Consider the following 22939-nt stretch of genomic DNA (forward strand, 5'->3'; position numbering starts at 1 on the left):
AAAAATCAGGGCATAACGATAATCCTCCCTTCTTCTACCTTAAAGTGTATGGCATCAGTAAGTTCGAGCATTTTAAGTACCTCAGATACATTTTTAAAGCGCGAAACACTGCCATCAAAATCCTTGTTTTCGACATTCCCTACATAAACAATGTCTACATCATACCAGCGCGAAATCTTACGCATGATGCTTCGAATATTCTCAGCATTGAACAGAAAGTAACCGTTCTTCCAAGCCATTGCTTCCTCAACATTTGCTTGTTGTACTTTTAAATAGGTATCCGTTTGTCCGGCAAGCGCCTCTTGTCCAGGTTTTAAAAGTGCCTCGGCTGCTCCGTTTTTGATTTTCACAGCTCCTTCCAACAAAATAGTTTCTATTTTAGGTTCATCCTTGTAGGCCATTATATTAAAGTGCGTACCCAGCACCTCTACTTCTACCTTGTTTACTTTTACTTTAAATGGCTTAGCTGCATTTTTAGCTACTTCAAAATATCCCTCACCACTAAGCTCCACGTTTCTTTCCTTACCTGTAAAACTAGCCGGGAACCTTAGAGAGGAGGCCGCATTTAACCAAACCTTTGTACCGTCGGGCAATACTACCGTATATTGCCCCCCACGTGGGGTTGTAATTGTATTTAGGCTTGCAGTTGTAGAATGGCTATCCCCAGTAGATTTAGTCGCATCGTAAACCAGCTGCCCGTTTGCAGTTTTCCCAATTATAGTACCTCCCTGTTGAGCAAGTTGACCGGTATGGGCGCTATCCAAAACAATTTGCGAACCATTGGCCAATGTCAATATGGCTTTATCTCCACCTGGCAAGGCATCATTTTTTAAAAGTTTAGGTCGATTTTTTACGATAGCTAAGGGCTTGGTAGGTCGCTGATTGACCAGGTAAACGGCTACAGATATACCGAATAATGCTACCGCTGCAGCCATCCATTTAAATAAGCCAATTGAAATCTTTCGAGTAGGAACGACCGCTATCTGTAGCTGCAATTGCTCCTGTAGCCTATCATGTGCTTGCTGCTTATCACCCATCTGATCGGCATCCCATGGAAGATCTTGCAATTCAAAATCATCCAAATAGTTAAGGAGTTGCTGTCTTTCTTCAAGTGTACAATTTCCAGAAAACACCTTCTCGTACAGTAAGAGATATTCTTCTTTGTTCATAAAATCTATATTCGGTTATATGGTAAGAGTATAATTTTGGTCGGCACACACATAAAATATAAAAATATTTATTCCGCCCCTGGCCCCCTGCCAACAACGCTGCATCAAATGCCAATTAATTAGTATACTTGTTGGCTTATAATGCATAGTTTTATGTAACCAAGTATGCTATTAGACCGATTGACCGACACACAATTGTGGGAAGCGATAAGTGAGGACGATGATGCCAGTGCTTTTAATGCGCTGTTTGATCGGTATTGGTCTAAAATTTTCAGCACAGCCTTTTCTTATGTACGCGACAAGGAGACTTGCAATGAGATTACGCATGATATTTTTTTAAACATCTGGATTAAGCGGAAACAATTACATATCGAATCTTTCTCAAACTATTTAAGGGCATCGGCACGTTATCACGTATTCAGACATCAGAAAACATTACGAGCAATCCCATTGCAGTACACGGATGATTTGGAACAAATCAACCAAACGACCTTTACGGCAGACAGTGATGAAAAAATCAGGACCGTAGAGCTGGAGGACAGTCTAAAAGGTTACCTAAGCAAGCTTCCAAAACGTTGTCGCGAAATATTTATTTTAAGCAGGATGGAACATTTGTCTAATGATGAAATAGCCAGCCGCCTGGATATCTCCAAACGCACTGTCGAAAACCAACTGACACATGCACTACAACATTTACGCATTTCATTAAAGGACATTAGTGTGTTCTTACTGCTTTATCATTATCTACATAAATAGAGCAATTTCCATTCTTAACAGATCTCGATCGAATAGAGCGCATTGTCGTAGCTAATTATTGATGCAACCGATTGTAATTTTAGAAAAATAGCCTTACTTTAGTCATACCAAATATATCGTCGCCAAATTTCAACGCGTCACCACAAAGAAAAAAACAATAAAATGAATAAACAGGTTGCCATAGTAACAGGCGGTGGAGCTGGATTGGGTCTGGCCATCAGCAGAAAATTAGTTCAGGAAGGCGTTCATGTCATCATGATCGGTAGAAATGAAGATAAATTAAAAACTGCTGCTTCCGAATTTGGTCAGCTGTGCAGTTATCGTGTATTTGATCTTCAAAACCTGGCGGGTATTCCAGCACTTGTTGAAGAGATTCATGCTTCATTTGGACAGATTGACATCCTGGTAAATAATGCAGGCATTAATATGAAAAAGCCTTTTATCGAAGTAACAGACGAAGATTTTGCAAATGTGATTCAAGTCAATTTATCTGCCGTATTTAGCATCAGTCGTGAAGTGGTAAAGAAAATGATCGACGCACAAAGTGGCTCCATTGTAAACATCAGTTCGATGGCAGCACAGTATGGCATCCCAAAGGTAATTGCTTATTCGGCAGCGAAAACAGGAATAGAGGGAATGACAAGGGCAATGGCAACTGAACTTTCGCCTTTAGGAATCAGGATCAACTGTGTTGCTCCCGGCTTTATAAAAACAGCCATGTCTGCCAAAGCATTAGACGCAGACCCAGAAAGAAAGAATAAGGTATTTTCCAGAACGCCAATGGCAAAAATGGGTGAGCCTGAAGATGTAGCCGATGCAGTTCACTTTCTAAGTTCGGCAAGTGCAAAATACATCACTGGCGTAGTCATGCCTGTAGATGGAGGAAACTCAATCGGATTTTAACAAAAATTATAATGCTGTTGATTGTCGTTCTACAATTGTAGGCTCCAGAATAACATTACGTATGTCATCATAAGGGTTATTCTGCTTGATCATTTGTAAAAACAGTTCAGCACAATCCCGGCCCATCTGATTAGGATGTTGATCCACCGTAGATAGACTAGGTGTGATATAAGCCGAAAAGGCTTCGTTCGCAAACCCTATTACCCCTATCTTCGGTGGGGCCAGGTTAACTTCCTTTAATTTTTTAATCACCCCAAGCGCAGTAAAGTCATCCCCTGCAATAATTGCATCGGGCATATGATCACCACGTAAAAGCTTAGCTGTCCCATATCTCCCATCTTTTATAGATAGGCCACCAAAGATGAGCTGATCCTCGTTCACAACCAAATTATTGACTTTCATGGCTCCTCGATACCCTTCCAAACGGTCATTAAAGATTTTGATCTGGTGAATGGTAGTTACAAAAGCAATATTCTTATAGCCTTGATCAATGAGGTGCTGAGTGGCTAAAAAACCAGCACGAAAATCGTTTAGGGTAACCGTTGGCACTTTTAACTTTGTACTGATCCTATCAAAAAGAATGAGTGGCTTGTTCTGCTTTATGATCTCTTGAAAATGCGATACTTCATTTGTCTCCAATGACATTGAAGCCATGATTCCATCTACCTGAGCCTCCAGAAGCGTTTTTACCCCTTTGATCTCATTTTCAACAGATTCATTAGATTGGTACAGAATGATCCTGTAGCCACTGTCTTTTAATCCTTCTTCTATACTATGGATAATTGAGGCAAAAAAATGTGCCTGAACGCTTGGCACAATTACACCGACAATATAAGTTTTCCCTGATTTAAGGGCAGAAGCGAGCTTATTAGGACTATAGTTGAGTCTTTTCGCTGTCTCGATTACAGTTTGTCTTGTTGACTCACTAATTGCAGGAAAACCACTAAGTGCCCTGGACACCGTTGAAACGGTAATGTTCAGTTCCTTCGCAATATCGTATATGGTCGTTTTTTTATTCAAGATCTGGGGAATAGCAAATTTGTGCAAGTATAGTAAAAAGACCGTTATTTGGTGCTAGAAACACCAAATAACGGTTATATATTGTTACCAGTACACACTATAAAGTGCGACAAGAATGCCCACTATAATTAAAGCTCCAACAGCAAAACCAGTTGAAGTTTTGAACATCGTTGCATCAATTTCAAGGCCTTTAGCATCTTCTTTGCCTTTGTTCTCTACCAAACTGATGATAACCATCCCGATCACACAGAATAAAAAGACAAAGCCCATTCTATCTAAGAAAGGAATTTCATAAATACCGGCTGAACTTTTAACGGCAAAACCGAATTCCGATAACCAGGAAAGATCGGTCATACCTGGTAAAAATTTGAGTAATAAAGAGAGTCCGAAACCACCTATAGTTGCGAATAATGCCGCATTGGATGTTGTTTTTTTCCAGAAGAATCCTAGAATAAACATGGCAAAGATACCCGGAGATACAAAGCCTGTATATTCTTGAATGTATTGGAAACCTCCTTTTTTATCGATTCCTAAATGTGGAGCGATTAAAACTCCCAAAATCATAGCTGCTATAATGGCAATTTTACCTGTTACTACCAGATTACCTTCCGAAGCATCGGGTTTAATAACTTTCTTATAAATATCCAATGTAAATATAGTCGCAATACTATTTGCCTTTCCAGCCAGAGAAGCCACCACCGCAGCAGTAAGGGCAGCGAAGGAAAGCCCTTTTAATCCCGCAGGTAAAAGGTTAAGTAATACAGGGTAAGCACGATCAGGATTAACCGAACCATCTTGAAGCATTTCGGTTTGGAAGGCTCCATCCTTATAAAGTACATAAGCAGCAATACCTGGCAATACCACAATGATTGGCATCAGTAACTTTAAAAACGCAGCGAATAAAATACCAGAGCGAGCTGTTTTCAGATCAGCTCCTAAAGCACGCTGAGTGATGTACTGATTACAGCCCCAGTAGTTCAAGTTTACGATCCACATCCCTCCTACAAGCACACTCAGTCCCGGTAGGTCAATATAATTTTCATTCTCTGGTTTCAAGATCATATGAAAATGTTCAGAAGCTTTACTGGTCATCAGTTTATAACCATCCAAAATTCCCGTTGTTCCATAATGCTCTGAAACTAAACTAAGCGCCAGGTAGGTTGTAGCCAATCCCCCAAGGATTAAAAAGAATACCTGAATTACGTCAGTATAACCGATAACCTTCATTCCACCCAAGGTAATGATGATAGCAAACGCGGCAATGGCATACATACAAAGATCCAGGTCAAAACCTGAAATACTGCTCACCGCCAATGCGCCCAAATACAGGATGGAAGTTAAATTAACCACCACATACAAGAGCAGCCAGAAAACGGCCATAATCATCGCCACCGTTCCATTATACCTTTGATGTAGGAACTGAGGCATGGTAGAGATTTTATTCTTCAGGTATACCGGAATAAAGAAAACGGCCACCACTATAAGTGTTGCTGCTGCCATCCATTCATAGGTAGCAATTGCAAGCCCCATCTTAAATCCCGAACCACTCATCCCGATAAATTGTTCGGCCGAAATGTTTGAGGCAATTAGAGAAGCTCCAATGGCCCACCAGGTAAGGGAGCCTTCGGCAAGAAAATAATCCTTAGAGCCACTGGCGGCAGATTTTTTCTTATTGTAGATATAGAGCCCATAAGCTGCTACAATTACAAAGTAAATTAAGAATACGATATAATCTTTCGTATCCAGCACGTTGGTTTTCATCAATTTGGTTTAGTTAGGTTTAATAATCGGTTACAAACTACGATTAAAATAAATTAAATATAGCGATTGATTAAATTTTCCAGATATTCTTGCTTTCCACTTCGTACCTCTGGCTCACCTTGCTGCACCGCGTAGTTCCTTAAGTCCTCCAGGCTTAACTTTCCTTGCTCAAACTCAGCACCCTTACCACTATCAAAAGAAGCATAACGATCAGCTCTTATCGTTTTATAATCTGATTTTTGAAGAATGGCATCTGCAGTTACCAAAGCACGGGCAAAAATGTCCATACCGCCAACATGTGCATAGAAAAGATCTGCTGGGTCAGTTGAATTACGACGAATCTTGGCATCAAAATTAACTCCGCCACCTTTTAAACCGCCACCTTCTAAAATGATCAGCATCGCTTCAGTCAGTTCATTGATGTCATTAGGGAATTGATCTGTATCCCAACCGTTTTGATAATCTCCTCTGTTTGCATCAATTGAACCCAGTAAACCACTGTCTACTGCAACCTGCAATTCATGTTGAAAAGTATGTCCGGCTAAGGTAGCATGGTTCACTTCCAGGTTAAGTTTAAAATCAGCAAGTAAATCGTATTCCTGCAAAAAGCCTTTTACGGTTGCAGCATCGTAATCGTATTGGTGTTTAGATGGCTCACATGGTTTTGGCTCAATAAAAAATGTGCCCTTAAAGCCTTGCTTACGCGCGTAATCTTTAGCCGTATGTAAGAATTTGGCCAGATGCTCCTGCTCACGTTTCATATTGGTATTCAATAAGCTCATATAGCCTTCTCTTCCACCCCAAAACACATAATTCTCTCCACCCAATGCAATTGTTGCATCTAAAGCAGCTTTAACCTGAGCAGCGCCATGGGCAAGTACATGAAAATCAGGGTTGGTTGATGCACCATTCATATAGCGTTTGTGGCTGAATAAGTTGGCAGTTCCCCAAAGTAATTTCACTCCACTACTGGCTTGTTTTTGCTTTGCATATTCTACCAAAGCTTGCAATCTCCGTTCGTTTTCAGCAATATCATCTCCATAATCTACTACATCTACATCATGGAAACAATAGTAAGGCAATTGCATCTTAGTGATAAATTCAAAAGCAGCATCCATTTTATCTTTTGCTCTTTCTACCACGTCTTTCTTCTCATCCCAGGGAAAAACATGTGTAGCACCACCAAAAGGGTCACCACCATTTCCATTAAATGAATGCCAATAGGCACAAGCAAATTTAAAATGCTCGTTCATGGTTTTTCCTGCTACTACTTTATTTGCATCATACCATCTAAAAGCCAATGGGTTATCACTATTCAGTCCTTCATATTGGATCTGATCAATTCCTTTAAAAAATTCCTTTGTTCCTGTTACTACTTTTGTCATGTTGATATATTTTTAAATTCTAATTTATAATGCTTTGTCTAAAAGGTTTTTCCATTCAGCGTATATTGGCTCGTAAGCTTCAGAATTTTTAGGCTCCAAATACCTGATCAACTCATGTTGTGTAAATGCAGCTTCAGGACTTTCAAAAATCCCAGCCCCAATACCTGCTCCAAGTGCGGCGCCCACACTACCGTCGTTTTCATACAGCTCTACCGGAACTCCCGTTACATCTACAAACGTCTGTGCAAATACCTTGCTTAGAAATAAGTTAGCCATTCCGGCCCTGATCACTTTTGGTTGCATTCCATTTTCGCGCATAATATCGAGGCCATAGCGAAACGCAAATGCGATTCCTTCCTGTACTGCTCTAAAGATTTCAGGTTGTTTATGTAAGTTGAGGTCAATCCCCAATAGTTGTGCGCCTGTATATTTATTATTCAGCATTCGTTCGGCACCATTGCCAAAAGGCAACACCTTCAATCCTTTACTTCCAATGGGTGCTGTGGCTGCAAGCTCATTAAGTGCAGCATAAGACAAATGTGGTGCGAAATTGTGCTTTGCCCATCTGTACATACTTCCGGTACCATTGATACACAATAACACACCGGTGTGCTTTTTCTCCTTAGCATAAGTAACGTGTGCAAAAGTATTTACCCTTGACTGCGGATCGTAGGTCAGCTCATCGCTTACCCCGTAAATCACACCCGAAGTTCCAGCTGTAGCCGCAACTTCGCCAGGTTTAAGGACATTTAGGGATAAGGCATTGTTAGGCTGATCACCAGACTTATAAGAAACTGGGATTCCTTGCTGCAATCCTAATAATGCCGCCACATCAGCTTTGAGTGACCCGTGAACAGAGAACAACGGTTTTATATCAGGGATTAGTTTTTGATCAATCCCATAGTGATCCAATACCTCTTTTGACACTTCATCTTCGCGAAAATTCCAAAATACCCCCTCAGATAGTGATGCAATACTGGTACTAATCTTTCCAGTGAATTTCATTGCAATGAAATCTCCAGGGAGCATTACTTTATCAATCTGCTTATAAATTTCAGGCTCATTGTTCTTTACCCAAGCCAGTTTGGAAGCTGTAAAATTACCGGGAGAATTTAGCATATCCTGTAAACATTTATCGTGTCCGATGGCATCAAAGGCTTCCTCGCCCAATTCAACAGCCCTGCTGTCACACCAAATGATACTGTCGCGCAAAACATTTTGATTTTGATCAACAATCACCAATCCATGCATTTGATACGCAATACCTATTGCCTTAATATCTTTAGGATTAAAAATCCCGGTTGCATTTAATTGAAGGATGGCATGAACGGCATTTTGCCACCAGTCAACCGGTGATTGTTCCGCCCATCCGGATTTAAGAGATTTGATTTCCGCTTCCTCTTCAGGATACTGGGCCGTAGCCACCCGTTTCTGCGTATCTATGTCAACAACAGAAACTTTTATAGAAGATGTGCCTATATCGAGGCCTAATAAATACATATCATAATATATTAAATACTTAATCGTGCAACCGTTTGCATAAAGGTAATCGTAAATTTATAAATCCCATATTTTTTTGCACATAATTTGCATTTATTTTTGATTGATGAGATCATCAGACAATAATCAACGCAACCGGTTGCATTGCGATTACCAAATCCCTTATAATTTCCTTCTTTTTGTACCGTTATATAATTACATTCGTATCTATGCCCGGGTTTATGATTTCGAAACGATTAAGTATTTTATTTTTCTTGCTATTCTTTAGCATCGCGCTAAAGGCTTCGTCTATATTAATCTATATGGATGAAGATCAGAAAAACCACCTGAAAGCTTATGGCATAGCCTACTGGGGCATCAAACAACAAGCGGATGTCAGCTGGCTTTTAAACTATAGAGGGGGAAGCTTTTTAATCAAGTACAATAAAGCTATTGAGGATGAATGTAAAACAAGAGGTGTTTCCTATCAGGTTTTAGCAGATGGGAAAGTTACTGCGATCCTAAACGAAATCAGCGACCCACAGGTGAACATGGAAATGGTGAAACTTGAAAAGGCGCCCAAAATAGCGGTATACTCCCCTAAGAGTAAATTACCGTGGGACGATGCCGTAACCTTAGTACTTACCTACGCAGAAATACCCTACGATGTTGTATACGATGACGAAGTATTAAAAGATAAACTATCTGGCTACGATTGGCTACATATGCACCATGAGGATTTCACCGGACAATATGGACGTTTCTGGAATGCGTTTAGAAATGCAACCTGGTATCGTGAAGATGTAAAGAATCAAGAGACCGCAGCAAAGCGCAATGGCTTTAAAAAGGTTTCGGAAATGAAACTTGAAGTGGCCAAAAGAATAAAGGAATTTTGTGTTGGCGGGGGATTCTTATTTGCCATGTGCTCTGGAACAGACAGCTTTGACATTGCGCTAAGCGCCGAGGGGGTTGACATTTGTGAAAGCATGTTTGATGGGGATCCGGCAGATCCACAAGCTCAGGCTAAATTAAAGTTCAATAGAACCTTTGCTTTTAAAGATTTCCAGCTTGATTTAAATCCTAGCAATTACGAATTCTCGGATATTGACGTAACGCAAACCCGCACTTTAGTACAAAGCAACGACTTCTTTACCTTATTTGATTTTTCGGCCAAATGGGACCTTGTACCGACGATGCTCACTCAAAACCACGACAAGGTAATCAAAGGTTTCATGGGTCAAACCACAGCCTTTAGAAAGCGTCTGGTGAAACCTAACGTGACTGTGCTAGGCGAAAACAAGGGAGCCGAAGAAGTGCGCTATCTAAATGGTGAAATTGGAAAGGGACAATTTACTTTTTACGGCGGGCATGACCCTGAAGATTATCAACATGCCGTGGGCGACCCACCTACTGATTTAAACCTACACCCAAACTCACCGGGATACCGTTTGATATTAAACAATGTTCTATTTCCTGCGGCTAAAAAGAAACCGCAGAAAACCTAATCGTAAAAATTCCATTGTACGCCAAACTTAAATAGCGACCTATCTTGCATTGGATAGCGATTAACAGTATAATATCCTTTGATTGGTAAACCCTGATTGACATAATCACACTTTAAAAACAAATTAGCCTTCCTTAAGCTTGCTTTTACCCAAACATCAACAATTGGTGTAGTATCGAATCTTTGTCCAGATCCTACATAAAACTGACCGATTGCAGGTGAATAAGAATAGTTTTGATAAGGTGTATTGTATCTCACATCAAAACCTACATTCGTTTTAAGGGCCTTAAAGAAAGTTTGGTTTACATAGAAACTGTTAAAAGTGTAAATCTCAGGAGTACGGAGTACACCAGGATTATCTGTCTTCTGGTAAACCACGTAACCATCCAAATGGAACTTGCCAAAAGTAAATTTCTTACCTACAGCGATTTTTAACAGGTTTAAACTTGTACCAAGCTGAGTTGGCGCAACAGAAAGTACCTCTGCAACTGTTGGGTCTCCGGTGGTTGGTAAATTCGCTTTAAAATACATGTAATTATTAATCAGATAATAATTTGCAGTAGCATCCAACTTTAATTTTGGATTCTCGTATCTAAAGGATAAGTTAATCGTTTTTGTCCGGTCAAAATCATTGATCCAACGGTAATGGTTACCAAAATATCTGTTATAAATTTCTGCCGGAGATTTATTTTCAAAATAACCGCCTAAAACTATTCGCCCCACTGAATTGCTTAGTAAGACATTACTTTTAGCTTCATAATGGAAGTCACCCATATTCCGCCCCTGAAATATCTGTTCTACATCTACGTTTAAATCGATTCGATTGCTAAATCGGTATCCCGCAGCTCCCAGCAAAGTCATATTTTGGAAAGTGGCTTGATAGTCATAAAAATTAGACCCATCCCTATACATCGCCAGTTGGGAATAATTATAATACTCATGTCTAATTCCGACGTCCAGCTTCAACTCATTTTTAATGAAGGCGCTTGATTTTGCCCTAAGAAAGAAACTATATAAAAACTCATTTTGAATACGCGTATAGCTGGTTGAATCGTTGGTAAAGGTGCTATCGGCATACCCTTTTGGAATTACAGAATAGTCGTCTGCTTCATCCTTCTGAAAAGAATAAGCATTTTTATCATACTTAAATGTGTAGGTAATTTTATTGGTTGGTAATATTTTGTCAGTTATTTCCTGGGCGGAGCTATCTATCCGGCCAACGAAATAGGATTGTTTTATAAAAAAGGAGCCCTGACGCCACAATTGCTTAGCTGTATTTAACCTGACCTGCTCCGCAATCCTACTGATGACTCTGTTGGAAGGAATAGTGAAAACTGAATCATTAGTAATGGAGCCATTCTCCATTGCCTTTAAAGTATTAAAAACGGCATTACTCCATAGGTTATAGCGTTTATTCGGCGATTGATACCAGGTAAAAAATGCACCATTCAAATCATCCCCCCTTTGTCTGGGATATATCCCATTTGCACCGATCCGATTAAAATTAGCGCCAAAGTTCCAGTTCTTTTTAATATTCTGCGAGAAAATCACTTTAAATATCTGCTCGGCGTCTCCACCAGAAACATAATAGAGACTGCTAAATGGAGTTCTGGCTTGATAATATTTAACATCATCCTGGATCATCGCATAATAATCAAGCGAATGGAAGCCCACGTCAAAACCAATACTTTTTGCGGGTTCAAACAACATGGGCATTGCAGCCAAGCCTACGTTTCCAAGACCGACTGTTGGTGTACGTGGTTGAACCAACACATTAAAGTTTTGAAAGCCATTTAAGCTTGTATCCAAAGCCATAGTCTGAATGCTATCTTTAGACATCTTAACGGTAGTATACCTTACATATTTAGAAGTGAATACGACTGAATCCAATCCCCCCTCTTCTTTTTTTCTTAGGGAATCGAGTTCCTTATTATCTCTAACCGTAGTCTTTAAATCCTGCGCATACAATCTCCCAACACCAATGGTAAACAGCAAACAAACAAATAAAACAATGCGTTTATACATTACAGCGTTGAAATTAACTGGCTTAATATTTTTGTCATCATAGGTTCTGCAGTCCTGGCAGTCTCCAATATTTCCTCTAAGCTAACTGGTAATAATACTTCTGGGAATCCTTCATCTGTTAATACAGAAATGGCAAAAACAGGGATACTCATGTGATTGGCTACAATAACTTCAGGTACGGTACTCATACCAACGGCATCACCGCCAATTATTCTAAGGTACTTATATTCTGCTTTAGTTTCCAGGTTTGGACCTGTTACAGAAACATAAACACCTTGATGGCAATTGATATTGTTATCTTCTGCGATTTGCATTGCAGCATCAATTAGTTTGCGACTATAAGGCTGGCTCATGTCTGGAAACCTTGGACCCATGTCGGCATCATTATGTCCTCTTAAAGGGCTTTCTGGCTGCAAGTTGATGTGATCATTGATGATCATCAAATCTCCTTTTTTAAAGTTTGGATTCAGAGATCCCGCAGCATTCGAAACAAACAGGCAACTTATGCCCAATGCTTTCATTGCTCTTATTGGAAATGTGATTTGCTGCATGCTATAGCCTTCATAAAAATGTAGGCGACCTTGCATGGCAATTACTTTTTTCCCTTTTAAAGTTCCAAAGATTAACTTTCCAGAATGAAACTCAAGTGTAGATATAGGAAAGTTGGGGATGTTAGAATACATTAAACTGTATTCGACCTCAATTTCGCCAACCAGACCACCAAGTCCTGTGCCTAAAACAATTCCAATTTCTGCTTGAAAATCATTCGTTTTGCGTTTTATATATTCAACGGTTTCGTGTAATGCTTGAAACATAGTCTAAAATCTTTTTATCAAATGTATTTTTATCTTCTTGTTGCAGTTCTATTTTAATCGGCAAATAAAACACAGGTAAATTTAACAGTAATTCTTTGAAACTAACATCTAATAAACGTTGCGCATCCTTTTCTGTTGTAACAATGATTTTTTCTTTCGAAGGATCATCATTAAAAGCCTTAACCAGTTTCATCACATTCTGTTTACTGAACTGATAATGATCTGGATAATCATGATGTTGAATAGTTCCCGAATAGTTCTTTAAGTGAGTAATTAAGGGTAAAGGATTGGCTATGCCGGTAATCAGGAACACTGTTGTATTGGAAGTAATTGATGAGCAAGACCGTGTAGCTTCGGAAAATAAATGTTTTAATTCACCATAAGTTATAAACGAAAAAGACAACTCATTTTTGGCTTTTCCATTAAATTTACTGGCACACTTTATTCGTTCGTCTTCTGTAAGCACTATTGGCGCCTTAGTAACGAGCAGCGCCTGCGCCCTTTTATACCCAACAAATGGTTCTCTTAAATTTCCGGCCGGCAACAAAAACTGTGGACTTAATAATTTTTGGTACTCGAACAACAAGATGCTGAATCCGGGCTTTACACTCCGATGTTGATAAGCATCGTCTAATAGAATAAGATCGTGATCATCCTTTAACAGATTAATTCCTTTTACCCTATTTTCACAAACTGCCACGGTAACCTGCTTAAATTTGCTATAAAACTGCATAGGTTCATCACCTATGGTTTGTGCTGTTGCAGTTTCATCAGCTAAGATAAAACCTTTGGTTTTGCGTCCGTATCCTCTGCTGAGTATCGCGATCTTATGATCAGAAAGCAAGTTCACTAAATATTCTGTTACTGGACTTTTACCCGATCCGCCTACAACCAAATTGCCTACACAAATAACAGGGATATCGAAATGCGTTGATTTAAACCAACCTAGATCATACAACTTATTCCTTAATACAATGACCATTCCATAGCCAATGGAAAAAGGAAACAACAGTAATCTTAGGTATTTAATCATGTAGGGGCCAAAAATAAGAATTATATCAGCGCATTGTATGAAGTTAATACAGAATGCAGCATTTTACCGCTCTAATAAAAATAAAAAGTACCTTTGTAAAAACAACTTATTATATCATGCTTAAAGGATTTTTTAACGTACCAACTCCTGTTAATGAACCCATTTTGGGTTATGCTCCAGGAAGTAAAGAACGTGAACTTTTAAAGGCAGCTATTGCTGATGCCCGTGCTAAACAGATTGAAATACCAATGCATATTGCTGGTAAAGAAATCCATACTGACAATAAAGGCAAGGTTACTCCTCCTCACGATCACCAACATATTCTTGGACAATACAGCAAGGGCGAAAAAGCTCATGTAACACAAGCAATTGATGCTGCTTTGGCAGCTAAAGCTAACTGGGAAAACCTGGCTTGGGAACACCGTGCAGCGATATTTTTAAAGGCAGCAGACTTAATTGCTGGTCCTTACCGTTATAAATTAAATGCTGCAACAATGCTGGGTCAGTCTAAAAATGCTTACCAGGCAGAAATTGATGCAGCTTGTGAGCTGATTGACTTCTTACGTTTCAACGTAAGTTATATGGCTGACATCTATAAACAACAACCTCCTGTATCTCCTAAGGGATCATGGAACAGAGTTGAGCAACGCCCACTTGAGGGGTTTGTATTCGCCCTAACTCCATTTAACTTTACCGCTATTGCGGGTAACTTGCCTACTTCGGCTGCCATGATGGGTAACGTGGTGGTTTGGAAGCCAGCAAACACGCAGATCTATGCGGCCAACGTATTGATGCAGATCTTTAAAGAAGCTGGTTTACCTGATGGTGTAATTAACTTGGTTTATGTATCTGGTCCTGATGCAGGTGATGTGATTTTTAGTCACCCTGATTTTGCAGGTATACACTTTACAGGTTCTACTGGTGTTTTCCAAAACATCTGGAAAACTATTGGTAACAACATTCACAAGTTCAAAACCTACCCACGTATTGTTGGCGAAACTGGTGGTAAAGACTTTATCTTAGTTCATGGTTCTGCTGAAGCTGAAGCTTCAAGTACTGCCATTATCCGTGGTGCATTTGAATACCAGGGACAAAAATGCTCGGCAGCTTCACGTGTTTACGTAGCTAAGAGTATATGGCCTAAAGTAAAAGAATATATGTTACGCGATATGGCTACCTTTAAAATGGGTGGTACTGAAGATTTCAACAACTTCATTAACGCAGTTATTGACGAGAACTCTTTTGATAAGCTGACTAAATATATTGATGAAGCTAAAAAAGATAAATCTGTAGAGATTATTGCTGGTGGTGGTTACGACAAATCTAAAGGCTACTTTATTGAGCCTACAGTTTTAGTTGTTGACGATCCGAAATATACAACCATGTGTGAAGAGTTGTTTGGCCCTGTTTTAACGGTTTACGTTTACGAGGACAAAGACTTTGATCAGGTATTAGAAATTATCGACACAACTTCTATCTATGCATTAACAGGTGCTGTAATTGCTCAGGATCGTTATGCAATTGAGAAAGCATCACACGCTTTGAGAAATGCAGCAGGAAACTTCTACATCAATGATAAGTGTACTGGTGCAGTAGTTGGCCAGCAGCCATTTGGTGGCGCCAGAGGTTCTGGCACTAACGATAAAGCGGGTTCAATGATCAATCTTTTACGTTGGGTTTCTCCACGTGCGATCAAAGAAACTTTTGATATGCCAAAGGATTACAGATATCCGTTTTTAGGATAAAAAATAACCGTTCTCCTCGGAGAAGGTATTTTTTATCACAAAAACTCCTGGTTCATCACCAGGAGTTTTTTTATGCTTAAAATAGCTTGTTATTTTAGGCTACAGGAGGGCAACTACATTTGACCAGTTAATTGCAAATAATACACTATGGTTAGTACAATTCCTAAAATCACACCTATAACGGAAACTGCATTTACTTTAGCTCCCTTTAGCCAGTCCACGACAATGAATAATATACCCAAAGGCGGTACTAACCCTATCAATGAATAGGCAGCCATCACATTTTTATAATTTTCCTTTTTCATCTTTATCGATTTATGGTTGGGTTTAAAACTAATCTCTAATATACTAATGTAAGATAGTGATTTCAGGACAATAACTTTATCCAAAACTAATAATAAAAAAAAGGCTCCCGCATTGAACATGCAAGGAGCCTTTTTAATTTCAAATGTTTGAATTATATACCGTTATTTCTAGGCTTGCATTTTAAACACCGGAGATATATCTGCGGCACTTGATGCACTTACCTGTAAATCTGTAATTAATCCTGTTTGCAAGCTATATGCCCAGGCATGAACACTTAGCTCTTGTCCTGCAGCCCATGCATTTTGTACAATAGACGTACTCATAACATTAGCAGCCCCTTCTATTGCATTGAGTTCAACCAAACGATTCGATCTCTTTACAGGATCTTTAATCGTTTGCATCTCACGCTCATGCATCCTGATCACATCTTTGATATTTCTTAACCAGTTATCAATCAAACCGACTTGCTTGTCGCCCAGTGCAGCATTCACCCCACCGCAACCATAGTGACCACATACGATGATGTGTTTTACCTTTAATACATTTACAGAGTAATCTAATACGCTCAACATATTCATGTCGGTATGCGTTACCACATTTGCAATATTGCGATGCACAAAGATATCACCCGGCATTGTATTCGTAATTTGGTTAGCCGGCACACGGCTGTCTGAACACCCAATCCAAAGAACAGGTGGGGACTGCCCAGCTGAAAGCCTTTCAAAAAATGTAGGATCTTCTTTAAGCGTTTCCGCTACCCAATCCCTATTTCCTTGTAATAAACCTTCATATGTTATTTTGTCTGTATGTTGTTTTTCTAATTTAGCGCACATAATATTTTAATTATTAATTTCTTCAATTACTTTATTATTCAATTTTGGTACGGTGTATTGCTCTTTTACGTTTTCAAGCGTAACAATGATACCCTTTGTATAAGCGTTGTGCTTATAATTAAATATGGTTTCCAATACATCCGGATCAATATATCTGGAGTTGGTTCCATCAATAATCACATTTGTTTCTTTTGGAATGTTATTTAAAACGACCTGAATAGCAGCTTTGTTTAAGAAGGATACTTCTTCTGCCAGTTTAATTCTGATGTTCTTTTTATTGCCTTCTTCCTGAATCTTGTAGAAGTATGGATTACGCATGTTCGTACGTAGCAGGTAAAATACAGAGAATAGCATACCTATGGCCACGCCTTTTAAAAGGTCGGTAAGCAGTACGGCTACGATTGTGATCACAAATGGAACAAATTGGTCCCAACCTTTGTGAAACATGTGCTTAAATAATGCCACTCTTGTAAGTTTATAACCAGTTACCAATAGTATAGCAGCTAAACATGCCAAAGGTATCATATTTATTAGACCCGGGATAAAAAGTAAAGATAAAAGTAACCATACCCCATGAAAAATTGCTGACATCTTTGTTCTTGCACCTGCATTTACATTGGCAGAACTACGTACAATAACTGAAGTTAAAGGTAATCCACCTAATAAACCACTGAACATATTTCCGGCTCCTTGTGCCATTAATTCTCTATTGGTTGGAGAAACACGCTTAATCGGATCAATCTTATCTACAGCCTCTATACTTAACAAGGTTTCTAAACTGGCGACAACTGCAATCGTTGCCGCAACAATCCATACTTTTCCATTCAAAATCTCAGAAAAGTTTGGCGCTACAAATAGATCTTTAAATTCAGCCCATCCGCTCACCACGGGGATTTCGACCATTTGTTTCGCCTGAAGGGCATAGCCGGTTCCTTGAAAAGCTAAACTTAAGCCCACACCCAAAATCACAACCACTAAAGGCGCTGGAATTATACTCAACTTTTTAAACTTAGGCCAGAAAACCAGCACCAGAATAGACAAACCACTAATTACTATGGCTGCCAATGTAAAATGATCAAGCGCGCTACTTATTGCCGAAAAGGTATTCTCATTATCTTTCTGTAAGAAACTTTCATCACCAAAAAAATCTGAGTCAACACCTAAAGCATGTGGCAATTGTTTAAGGATAAGGGTTAGTCCGATTGCGGCCAACATACCTTCTATCACACTTGAAGGAAAGTAATTACCTATTGTTCCTCCTTTTAATAGACCAAGGATCAACTGCATTGCTCCCGCAAGTACCACGGCAAGTAAAAAGGTCTGATAACCTCCTAATGTACCAATAGCACCCAAAACAATCGCTGTTAAACCCGCCGCCGGTCCACTTACACTTAACTGTGAACCACTAAGGCTCGATACCACTATACCACCAACGATACCTGTAACAAGACCCGCAAACAACGGGGCGCCTGAGGCTAGCGCAACACCCAAACATAAAGGCAACGCAACCAGAAATACGACGATACTGGATGGCAAATCACGCTTTAAATTCTTTTTTAATATATACTTCTTCACTTCCAATCTTGAAAAGACTGAGTTTCCACTTTGCATAACAATAATTCTAATGTTGTAACTAATTTTTAAAAAAATGCATAGTTATCCCTAAGAGGGAATTATGCAGCAAAATTAGCACCTGTTAGGAGGCGGGGTTGGTACCGAAGGGTGGAATGGATCGACGTATCGTTTGAAATGATTAATAAAACTATTGTTAATACCGTAATGACTAAGTACAGCGGAAAAGCTATAGTCGTAGTGCAGATCGATTTTAAAATCACAAAGTTTTACTTTTGACTTTCCGCTTTCGCCATCTGCGCTATGCTCTACTTCTATTTGCATAATCACAGCGTTCATAATCTCTTTGTCAATATGATTAAAAAACACAGGCGCACCAGATATCATCATCTTTGCTGAAAAGATGCCAAGAAAGGCGATGATAATTAATAAACGATATTTCCTTAGGAACATTTATCTCTGGTTTTGGTTTTAGATATCATCAAAAATAACTCCAAAATAGTTTAACTAGCAAATCAAGATGTAATAAAAATGTAATTTAGTTGTGATAAAACAATAGTTTCCTCGTATAAAATTGAAAATCAATTCATCAATTTATAGAAAAATGAAGCATTAAGCGTAATTTAGGCCCCTTATATACCTTCATCCGTTTATGAAACAATTATTATTCAGTTTATTGCTTGTGTGTCCGTTTTTTGCATTTTCACAGAGCAATAACTCCCCTTCTAGCTACGATCCACACGAGATTGCCATTACAGGTTACCTTCAGACGCAATATCAACGTGCACAATCGGCAGGGATATCCTCTTTTTCTGGCGGAGATTTCGGGAAAAACTCACAAGATCGTTTTATGATCCGCAGGGGAAGATTGAAAATTGACCGTGCCGACAAATACTCAAGTATTGTTTTTCAAATTGATGCTACACAAAATGGTGTTGCATTAATGGATGCGTTTATACAGCTACATAGGCCAGATTCAAAAAATTTCTTGTTTACTGCTGGATTATTTAACCGCCCTTTTGGATACTCCATCGTATACTCATCAGGATATAGGGATTTTCCGGAAAGAGCTAGAGTATTCCAAACCATAATGCCCCGAGAAAGGGATATTGGTGCAATGATAACCTATAAACCTGATCACAAAATGTTCCATTTTTTGACTGCTGAATTGGCTGTTGTTAATGGTAGTGGTTATTCTGCAAGGGATTATGATGCTAAAAAAGACATTGTTGGGAACCTGGGCTTTAAGTTTGACAGTCTAGCCAACAAAAAACTGCATTTAGGTTTTGGTGGCTCTTTTTATAAAGGTTCTGTACGAAATGATACAGAAAGCTATTATACAAGTACAAGCAACGGCTTTGTTAAAAATACCAGTCCAAATAATGTGGGATGGAATGCAAAACGTAACTATTATGGTGGAAACTTGCAAGTACAATACGACAATACCTTCGGCGCTACATCATTTAAAGCAGAGTATGTTGAGGGAACACAACCTGGTGTAGCCAGTTCATCGAGTATAACAGGTCCGATTGCCAGCCAGAGTTTTGCGACTCAACCAGCTACCGATCTATATCTACGCCCTTTTTCAGGGTACTACCTGTGGCTTACTCAAAGAATAGCAAAAAGCAGATTTACGGCATTATTGGCTTATGATGTCTACGATCCGAATAGTGATGTTAAAGAAAGCGAAATTGGTGCGCCCAACAGCTTCACTACTCCTGGAGATATTAAATTTAGTACTTTAGGCTATGGCATGACCTGTCAGATTGGCCCAAGAATAAAATTAACAGCTTATAACGAGCATGTAGTAAACAACCCTACTCAATTACCTGGATATGAAAATGATCTTAAGGATGATGTGGTTACAATGAGATTGCAATATCGTTGGTAATAGATATATTTATAATATTTGATAAAATCATTTTTAATGAAGGATAAGATAGAGTTACTAGAAGATAAAATTCAACAAGCTCTGGCTGGTGGCGGTGCAGCCCGAATTGAAAGTCAACATAAAAAAGGTAAACTTACAGCAAGGGAAAGAATCCATTTTTTAATGGACGAAAACTCTTTTGAAGAAATCGGAATGATGGTTACTCACCGCAGTACCGATTTTGGAATGGAGCGCGAAAAATATTTAGGCGATGGCGTAGTAACCGGATATGGGAATATCAATGGTCGCCTTGTATATGTATTCTCTCAGGATTTCACTGTTTTTGGTGGTTCATTATCAGAGACTCATGCCGAAAAGATCTGCAAAATCATGGATATGGCCATGAAGAACGGAGCCCCGGTTATTGGTTTGAATGATAGTGGTGGTGCTCGTATACAAGAAGGTGTAGTTTCATTAGGTGGTTATGCTGATATTTTTTACAGAAACGTTCAGGCATCAGGTGTTATCCCTCAATTATCGGCTATCATGGGTCCTTGTGCAGGTGGAGCTGTATATTCTCCGGCCATTACCGATTTTATATTAATGGTTGAAAACACATCTTATATGTTTGTTACAGGCCCTAATGTGGTTAAAACAGTAACACACGAAGAGGTGAGTTCGGAAGAACTTGGTGGTGCTTCTACCCATGCTACCAAATCAGGTGTAACTCATTTTGCATGTAGCAATGAACTTGATGCAATCAATCATGTGAAAAAGTTGCTCAGCTATATGCCGCAAAACTGTGAAGAAGTACCTGCTCAACTGCCCTATGAGATGGCAAATGAGAATAGGCCTGCTTTGAACGACATAATGCCTCAAAATGCAAATCAGCCTTATGACGTGCGGAGCATTATTGAAGCGACTGTAGACAGCGAGAGCTTTTTGGAGGTCCACAAGGATTATGCAGAGAATATTGTTGTCGGTTTTGCCCGTCTTGCAGGGAGAAGCATAGGTATTGTAGCGAATCAACCAGCTTATCTAGCTGGAGTTTTAGACAACCATGCCTCAACTAAAGCTGCAAGATTTGTCCGTTTTTGCGATTGTTTCAACATCCCTCTGCTCGTTTTTGAAGATGTTCCTGGATTTTTGCCGGGAACGGATCAGGAATGGAATGGAATCATTACTAACGGAGCTAAATTGCTTTACGCCTTTAGCGAAGCTACGGTGCCACGCATCACAGTGATCACCAGAAAAGCTTACGGCGGTGCTTATGATGTAATGAATTCTAAACATATCGGTGCTGATTTAAATTATGCATGGCCTACAGCAGAAATTGCGGTTATGGGTGCTAAAGGTGCTGCTGAAATCATTTTCAAAAAAGAGATTACTACTGCAGAAAAGCCTGAAGAAAAATGGTTAGAAAAAGAAAAGCTCTATTCTGAGACTTTTGCCAACCCTTATCGTGCTGCTGAACGTGGTTTTGTAGATGAGGTGATAGAACCTTCTCAAACCAGGAATAAGCTTATTAAGGCCTTTAAAATGCTGGAAAATAAAGTGGTAAATACGCCCCGTAAAAAACACGGAAATATACCTTTGTAATGCAATTGAGCCGTACTGATGTTTTATTAATGGCCTTTTGTACAGGACTTATCGTAGCAAACATTTACTACTGTCAGCCACTTGTGATTCTCATTGCCAGAGAATTTAACCTGACTGAAAGCCATGCAGGTACAATAACCTATTTAACGCAGGCAGGCTATGCACTGGGCTTATTTCTAATCGTGCCGCTTGGCGATATGTTTGAACGTCGCAAGCAAATATTAATGATTACTGGGGTCGCGGTAGCAGCTTTATTGCTGGCGGCTTTTTCGCATACTTTCTTGATGCTACAAATCGCTTGTGTGTTGATTGGGGCAAGCTCTATCGTTCCTCAACTAATTTTACCAATGGCAGCCAACCTTACCTCGGATGAAAAACGGGGACCAACTATTGGTATCATCATGAGTGGATTGCTAATCGGCATACTTGCATCAAGGACAATAAGTGGGAGCGTAGGATTTTTATGGGGCTGGCGTACCATGTTTTTTATTGCAGCGGGTGTTTGTTCGCTACTTTTAGTATTAATGGCTAAACGCTTTCCGATCAGCAAGCCAACTTTTAATGGTACATATAAAACGTTGATGCTTTCCATGTGGTACTACATCAAAACACAACCAGTTTTGCGCGAGGCATCGATCATCAATTTCTTAGCTTTTGCTATTCTTAGCGCATTCTGGACTACGATGGTACTTTTTCTGGCTAGTCCTCCATTTAATTTTCAAACGCTGCAAATTGGTCTATTTGGTATTGCCGGGGCTGCAGGGGCTTTAGCAGCTCCATTGGTTGGTAAATTAAGCAGTGGACAAAACCCACGTAAAAATTTACTTGTAGGGCTTATTTTACAACTCATAAGCATTTGCGCATTTTATTTTACAGGCAGTCATTTGTACCTTTTTATAGCTGGTATTATTTTAATTGACATCGGGCAACAGGCAATCCATGTGACCAACCAAACCAGAATATACGCCCTGGTTCCTGAAGCACGCAACCGTCTAAATACGATATTTATGTCTGTTAGCTTTGTGGGGGCATCCTTTGGCTCGGCCTTAGGTTTATGGCTTTGGGACAAAGGTCAATGGCCCCTATTTTGTCTTGGAACAGGTCTGGTGGTTATCCTCAACATATTGATCTATAATTTTTACAGTCATAAAATTAAAGCTTAAC

General features: G+C 39.4%; 19 protein-coding genes. 7 read left to right on the forward strand and 12 right to left on the reverse strand.

The window, feature by feature from the left end; all coding sequences use genetic code 11:
- Positions 1-5: 5 nt before the first annotated feature.
- Positions 6-1169: a FecR family protein gene (locus BLS35_RS02190; RefSeq protein ID WP_090777379.1), complete on the reverse strand. Its 1164-nt coding sequence runs from the start codon at positions 1167-1169 to the stop codon at positions 6-8.
- Between the two features lie 165 nt (positions 1170-1334).
- On the opposite strand from BLS35_RS02190, the gene BLS35_RS02195 reads away from it, so the two are divergent.
- Complete coding sequence (locus BLS35_RS02195; RefSeq protein ID WP_254778619.1) at positions 1335-1925, forward strand: RNA polymerase sigma-70 factor; 591 nt, start codon at positions 1335-1337, stop codon at positions 1923-1925.
- A 162-nt stretch (positions 1926-2087) separates the two neighbouring features.
- Positions 2088-2828 (forward strand): SDR family NAD(P)-dependent oxidoreductase, encoded by a 741-nt coding sequence (locus tag BLS35_RS02200; RefSeq protein WP_090777381.1) that lies wholly within the window; start codon positions 2088-2090, stop codon positions 2826-2828.
- A gap of 6 nt (positions 2829-2834) precedes the next feature.
- On the opposite strand, the gene BLS35_RS02205 is transcribed toward BLS35_RS02200, so the two are convergent.
- From BLS35_RS02205 to BLS35_RS02220, 4 genes are all read right to left on the reverse strand, one after another.
- Positions 2835-3848 carry a LacI family DNA-binding transcriptional regulator gene (locus BLS35_RS02205; RefSeq protein WP_090777383.1) on the reverse strand — a complete coding sequence of 338 codons (1014 nt, stop codon included), beginning with the start codon at positions 3846-3848 and terminating at the stop codon, positions 2835-2837.
- An 84-nt stretch (positions 3849-3932) separates the two neighbouring features.
- Positions 3933-5609, reverse strand: coding sequence for a sodium/sugar symporter (locus tag BLS35_RS02210; RefSeq protein ID WP_090777385.1), 1677 nt, complete (start codon positions 5607-5609; stop codon positions 3933-3935).
- Positions 5610-5662: 53 nt separating this feature from the next.
- Entirely contained in the window at positions 5663-6994 is a 1332-nt protein-coding gene (gene xylA / locus BLS35_RS02215) for a xylose isomerase (protein ID WP_090777387.1), read from the reverse strand.
- A gap of 24 nt (positions 6995-7018) precedes the next feature.
- Positions 7019-8494 carry a xylulokinase gene (locus BLS35_RS02220; protein ID WP_090777389.1) on the reverse strand — a complete coding sequence of 492 codons (1476 nt, stop codon included), beginning with the start codon at positions 8492-8494 and terminating at the stop codon, positions 7019-7021.
- 302 nt (positions 8495-8796) lie between these two features.
- Between BLS35_RS02220 and BLS35_RS02225 the strand changes: the two genes are divergently transcribed.
- Positions 8797-9978: an asparagine synthetase B gene (locus BLS35_RS02225; RefSeq protein ID WP_207909104.1), complete on the forward strand. Its 1182-nt coding sequence runs from the start codon at positions 8797-8799 to the stop codon at positions 9976-9978.
- Here BLS35_RS02225 and BLS35_RS02230 read toward each other — a convergent pair.
- From BLS35_RS02230 to lpxK, 3 genes are read right to left on the reverse strand one after another with little or no spacing between them, the layout of a single operon-like run.
- Positions 9975-12002 carry a putative porin gene (locus tag BLS35_RS02230; RefSeq protein ID WP_090777391.1) on the reverse strand — a complete coding sequence of 676 codons (2028 nt, stop codon included), beginning with the start codon at positions 12000-12002 and terminating at the stop codon, positions 9975-9977. The genes BLS35_RS02225 and BLS35_RS02230 overlap by 4 nt on opposite strands.
- A complete protein-coding gene (locus tag BLS35_RS02235; protein ID WP_090777393.1) occupies positions 12002-12817 on the reverse strand; it encodes a purine-nucleoside phosphorylase in 816 nt (271 codons plus the stop codon). The genes BLS35_RS02230 and BLS35_RS02235 overlap by 1 nt, the downstream gene beginning before the upstream one ends.
- Complete coding sequence (gene lpxK, locus BLS35_RS02240) at positions 12789-13850, reverse strand: tetraacyldisaccharide 4'-kinase (protein WP_090777395.1); 1062 nt, start codon at positions 13848-13850, stop codon at positions 12789-12791. Before lpxK ends, BLS35_RS02235 begins: the two co-directional genes overlap by 29 nt.
- A gap of 116 nt (positions 13851-13966) precedes the next feature.
- Here lpxK and pruA point away from each other — a divergent pair, with 116 nt between their 5' ends.
- Positions 13967-15595, forward strand: coding sequence for an L-glutamate gamma-semialdehyde dehydrogenase (gene pruA, locus BLS35_RS02245; RefSeq protein ID WP_090778142.1), 1629 nt, complete (start codon positions 13967-13969; stop codon positions 15593-15595).
- 113 nt (positions 15596-15708) lie between these two features.
- Here the strand turns inward: pruA and BLS35_RS27465 are convergent, their stop codons facing one another.
- The 4 genes from BLS35_RS27465 to BLS35_RS02265 form a co-directional block, all read right to left on the reverse strand.
- On the reverse strand, positions 15709-15900 hold the full coding sequence (locus BLS35_RS27465; RefSeq protein ID WP_132225976.1) for a hypothetical protein: 192 nt from the start codon (positions 15898-15900) through the stop codon (positions 15709-15711).
- A gap of 168 nt (positions 15901-16068) precedes the next feature.
- Positions 16069-16734, reverse strand: a complete 666-nt coding sequence (locus tag BLS35_RS02255; RefSeq protein ID WP_090777399.1) for a carbonic anhydrase — start codon at positions 16732-16734, stop codon at positions 16069-16071.
- A 6-nt stretch (positions 16735-16740) separates the two neighbouring features.
- Entirely contained in the window at positions 16741-18345 is a 1605-nt protein-coding gene (locus tag BLS35_RS02260) for a SulP family inorganic anion transporter (RefSeq protein ID WP_090777400.1), read from the reverse strand.
- A gap of 75 nt (positions 18346-18420) precedes the next feature.
- On the reverse strand, positions 18421-18759 hold the full coding sequence (locus BLS35_RS02265; protein WP_090777402.1) for a hypothetical protein: 339 nt from the start codon (positions 18757-18759) through the stop codon (positions 18421-18423).
- 199 nt (positions 18760-18958) lie between these two features.
- Between BLS35_RS02265 and BLS35_RS02270 the strand changes: the two genes are divergently transcribed.
- From BLS35_RS02270 to BLS35_RS02280, 3 genes are read left to right on the forward strand one after another with little or no spacing between them, the layout of a single operon-like run.
- Entirely contained in the window at positions 18959-20197 is a 1239-nt protein-coding gene (locus tag BLS35_RS02270; RefSeq protein WP_090777404.1) for a porin family protein, read from the forward strand.
- Between the two features lie 36 nt (positions 20198-20233).
- A complete protein-coding gene (locus tag BLS35_RS02275) occupies positions 20234-21775 on the forward strand; it encodes an acyl-CoA carboxylase subunit beta (protein WP_175459567.1) in 1542 nt (513 codons plus the stop codon).
- Positions 21775-22938, forward strand: a complete 1164-nt coding sequence (locus BLS35_RS02280; RefSeq protein ID WP_090777406.1) for an MFS transporter — start codon at positions 21775-21777, stop codon at positions 22936-22938. Before BLS35_RS02275 ends, BLS35_RS02280 begins: the two co-directional genes overlap by 1 nt.
- Position 22939: the final 1 nt, after the last annotated feature.

It is taken from the genome of Pedobacter sp. ok626, assembly GCF_900100435.1.
Classification (GTDB): Bacteria; Bacteroidota; Bacteroidia; order Sphingobacteriales; family Sphingobacteriaceae; genus Pedobacter.

Coding starts and splice junctions, on each gene's coding strand:
- BLS35_RS02270 (WP_090777404.1), top strand. CDS start 18,959: ATGAAACAATTATTATTCAGTTTATTGCTTGTGTGTCCGTTTTTTGCA.
- BLS35_RS02265 (WP_090777402.1), bottom strand. CDS start 18,759: ATGTTCCTAAGGAAATATCGTTTATTAATTATCATCGCCTTTCTTGGC.
- BLS35_RS02200 (WP_090777381.1), top strand. CDS start 2,088: ATGAATAAACAGGTTGCCATAGTAACAGGCGGTGGAGCTGGATTGGGT.
- BLS35_RS02220 (WP_090777389.1), bottom strand. CDS start 8,494: ATGTATTTATTAGGCCTCGATATAGGCACATCTTCTATAAAAGTTTCT.
- BLS35_RS02275 (WP_175459567.1), top strand. CDS start 20,234: ATGAAGGATAAGATAGAGTTACTAGAAGATAAAATTCAACAAGCTCTG.
- BLS35_RS02280 (WP_090777406.1), top strand. CDS start 21,775: ATGCAATTGAGCCGTACTGATGTTTTATTAATGGCCTTTTGTACAGGA.
- BLS35_RS02260 (WP_090777400.1), bottom strand. CDS start 18,345: ATGCAAAGTGGAAACTCAGTCTTTTCAAGATTGGAAGTGAAGAAGTAT.
- xylA (WP_090777387.1), bottom strand. CDS start 6,994: ATGACAAAAGTAGTAACAGGAACAAAGGAATTTTTTAAAGGAATTGAT.
- pruA (WP_090778142.1), top strand. CDS start 13,967: ATGCTTAAAGGATTTTTTAACGTACCAACTCCTGTTAATGAACCCATT.
- BLS35_RS02195 (WP_254778619.1), top strand. CDS start 1,335: ATGCTATTAGACCGATTGACCGACACACAATTGTGGGAAGCGATAAGT.
- lpxK (WP_090777395.1), bottom strand. CDS start 13,850: ATGATTAAATACCTAAGATTACTGTTGTTTCCTTTTTCCATTGGCTAT.
- BLS35_RS02235 (WP_090777393.1), bottom strand. CDS start 12,817: ATGTTTCAAGCATTACACGAAACCGTTGAATATATAAAACGCAAAACG.
- BLS35_RS02255 (WP_090777399.1), bottom strand. CDS start 16,734: ATGTGCGCTAAATTAGAAAAACAACATACAGACAAAATAACATATGAA.
- BLS35_RS27465 (WP_132225976.1), bottom strand. CDS start 15,900: ATGAAAAAGGAAAATTATAAAAATGTGATGGCTGCCTATTCATTGATA.
- BLS35_RS02210 (WP_090777385.1), bottom strand. CDS start 5,609: ATGAAAACCAACGTGCTGGATACGAAAGATTATATCGTATTCTTAATT.
- BLS35_RS02225 (WP_207909104.1), top strand. CDS start 8,797: ATGGATGAAGATCAGAAAAACCACCTGAAAGCTTATGGCATAGCCTAC.
- BLS35_RS02230 (WP_090777391.1), bottom strand. CDS start 12,002: ATGTATAAACGCATTGTTTTATTTGTTTGTTTGCTGTTTACCATTGGT.
- BLS35_RS02190 (WP_090777379.1), bottom strand. CDS start 1,169: ATGAACAAAGAAGAATATCTCTTACTGTACGAGAAGGTGTTTTCTGGA.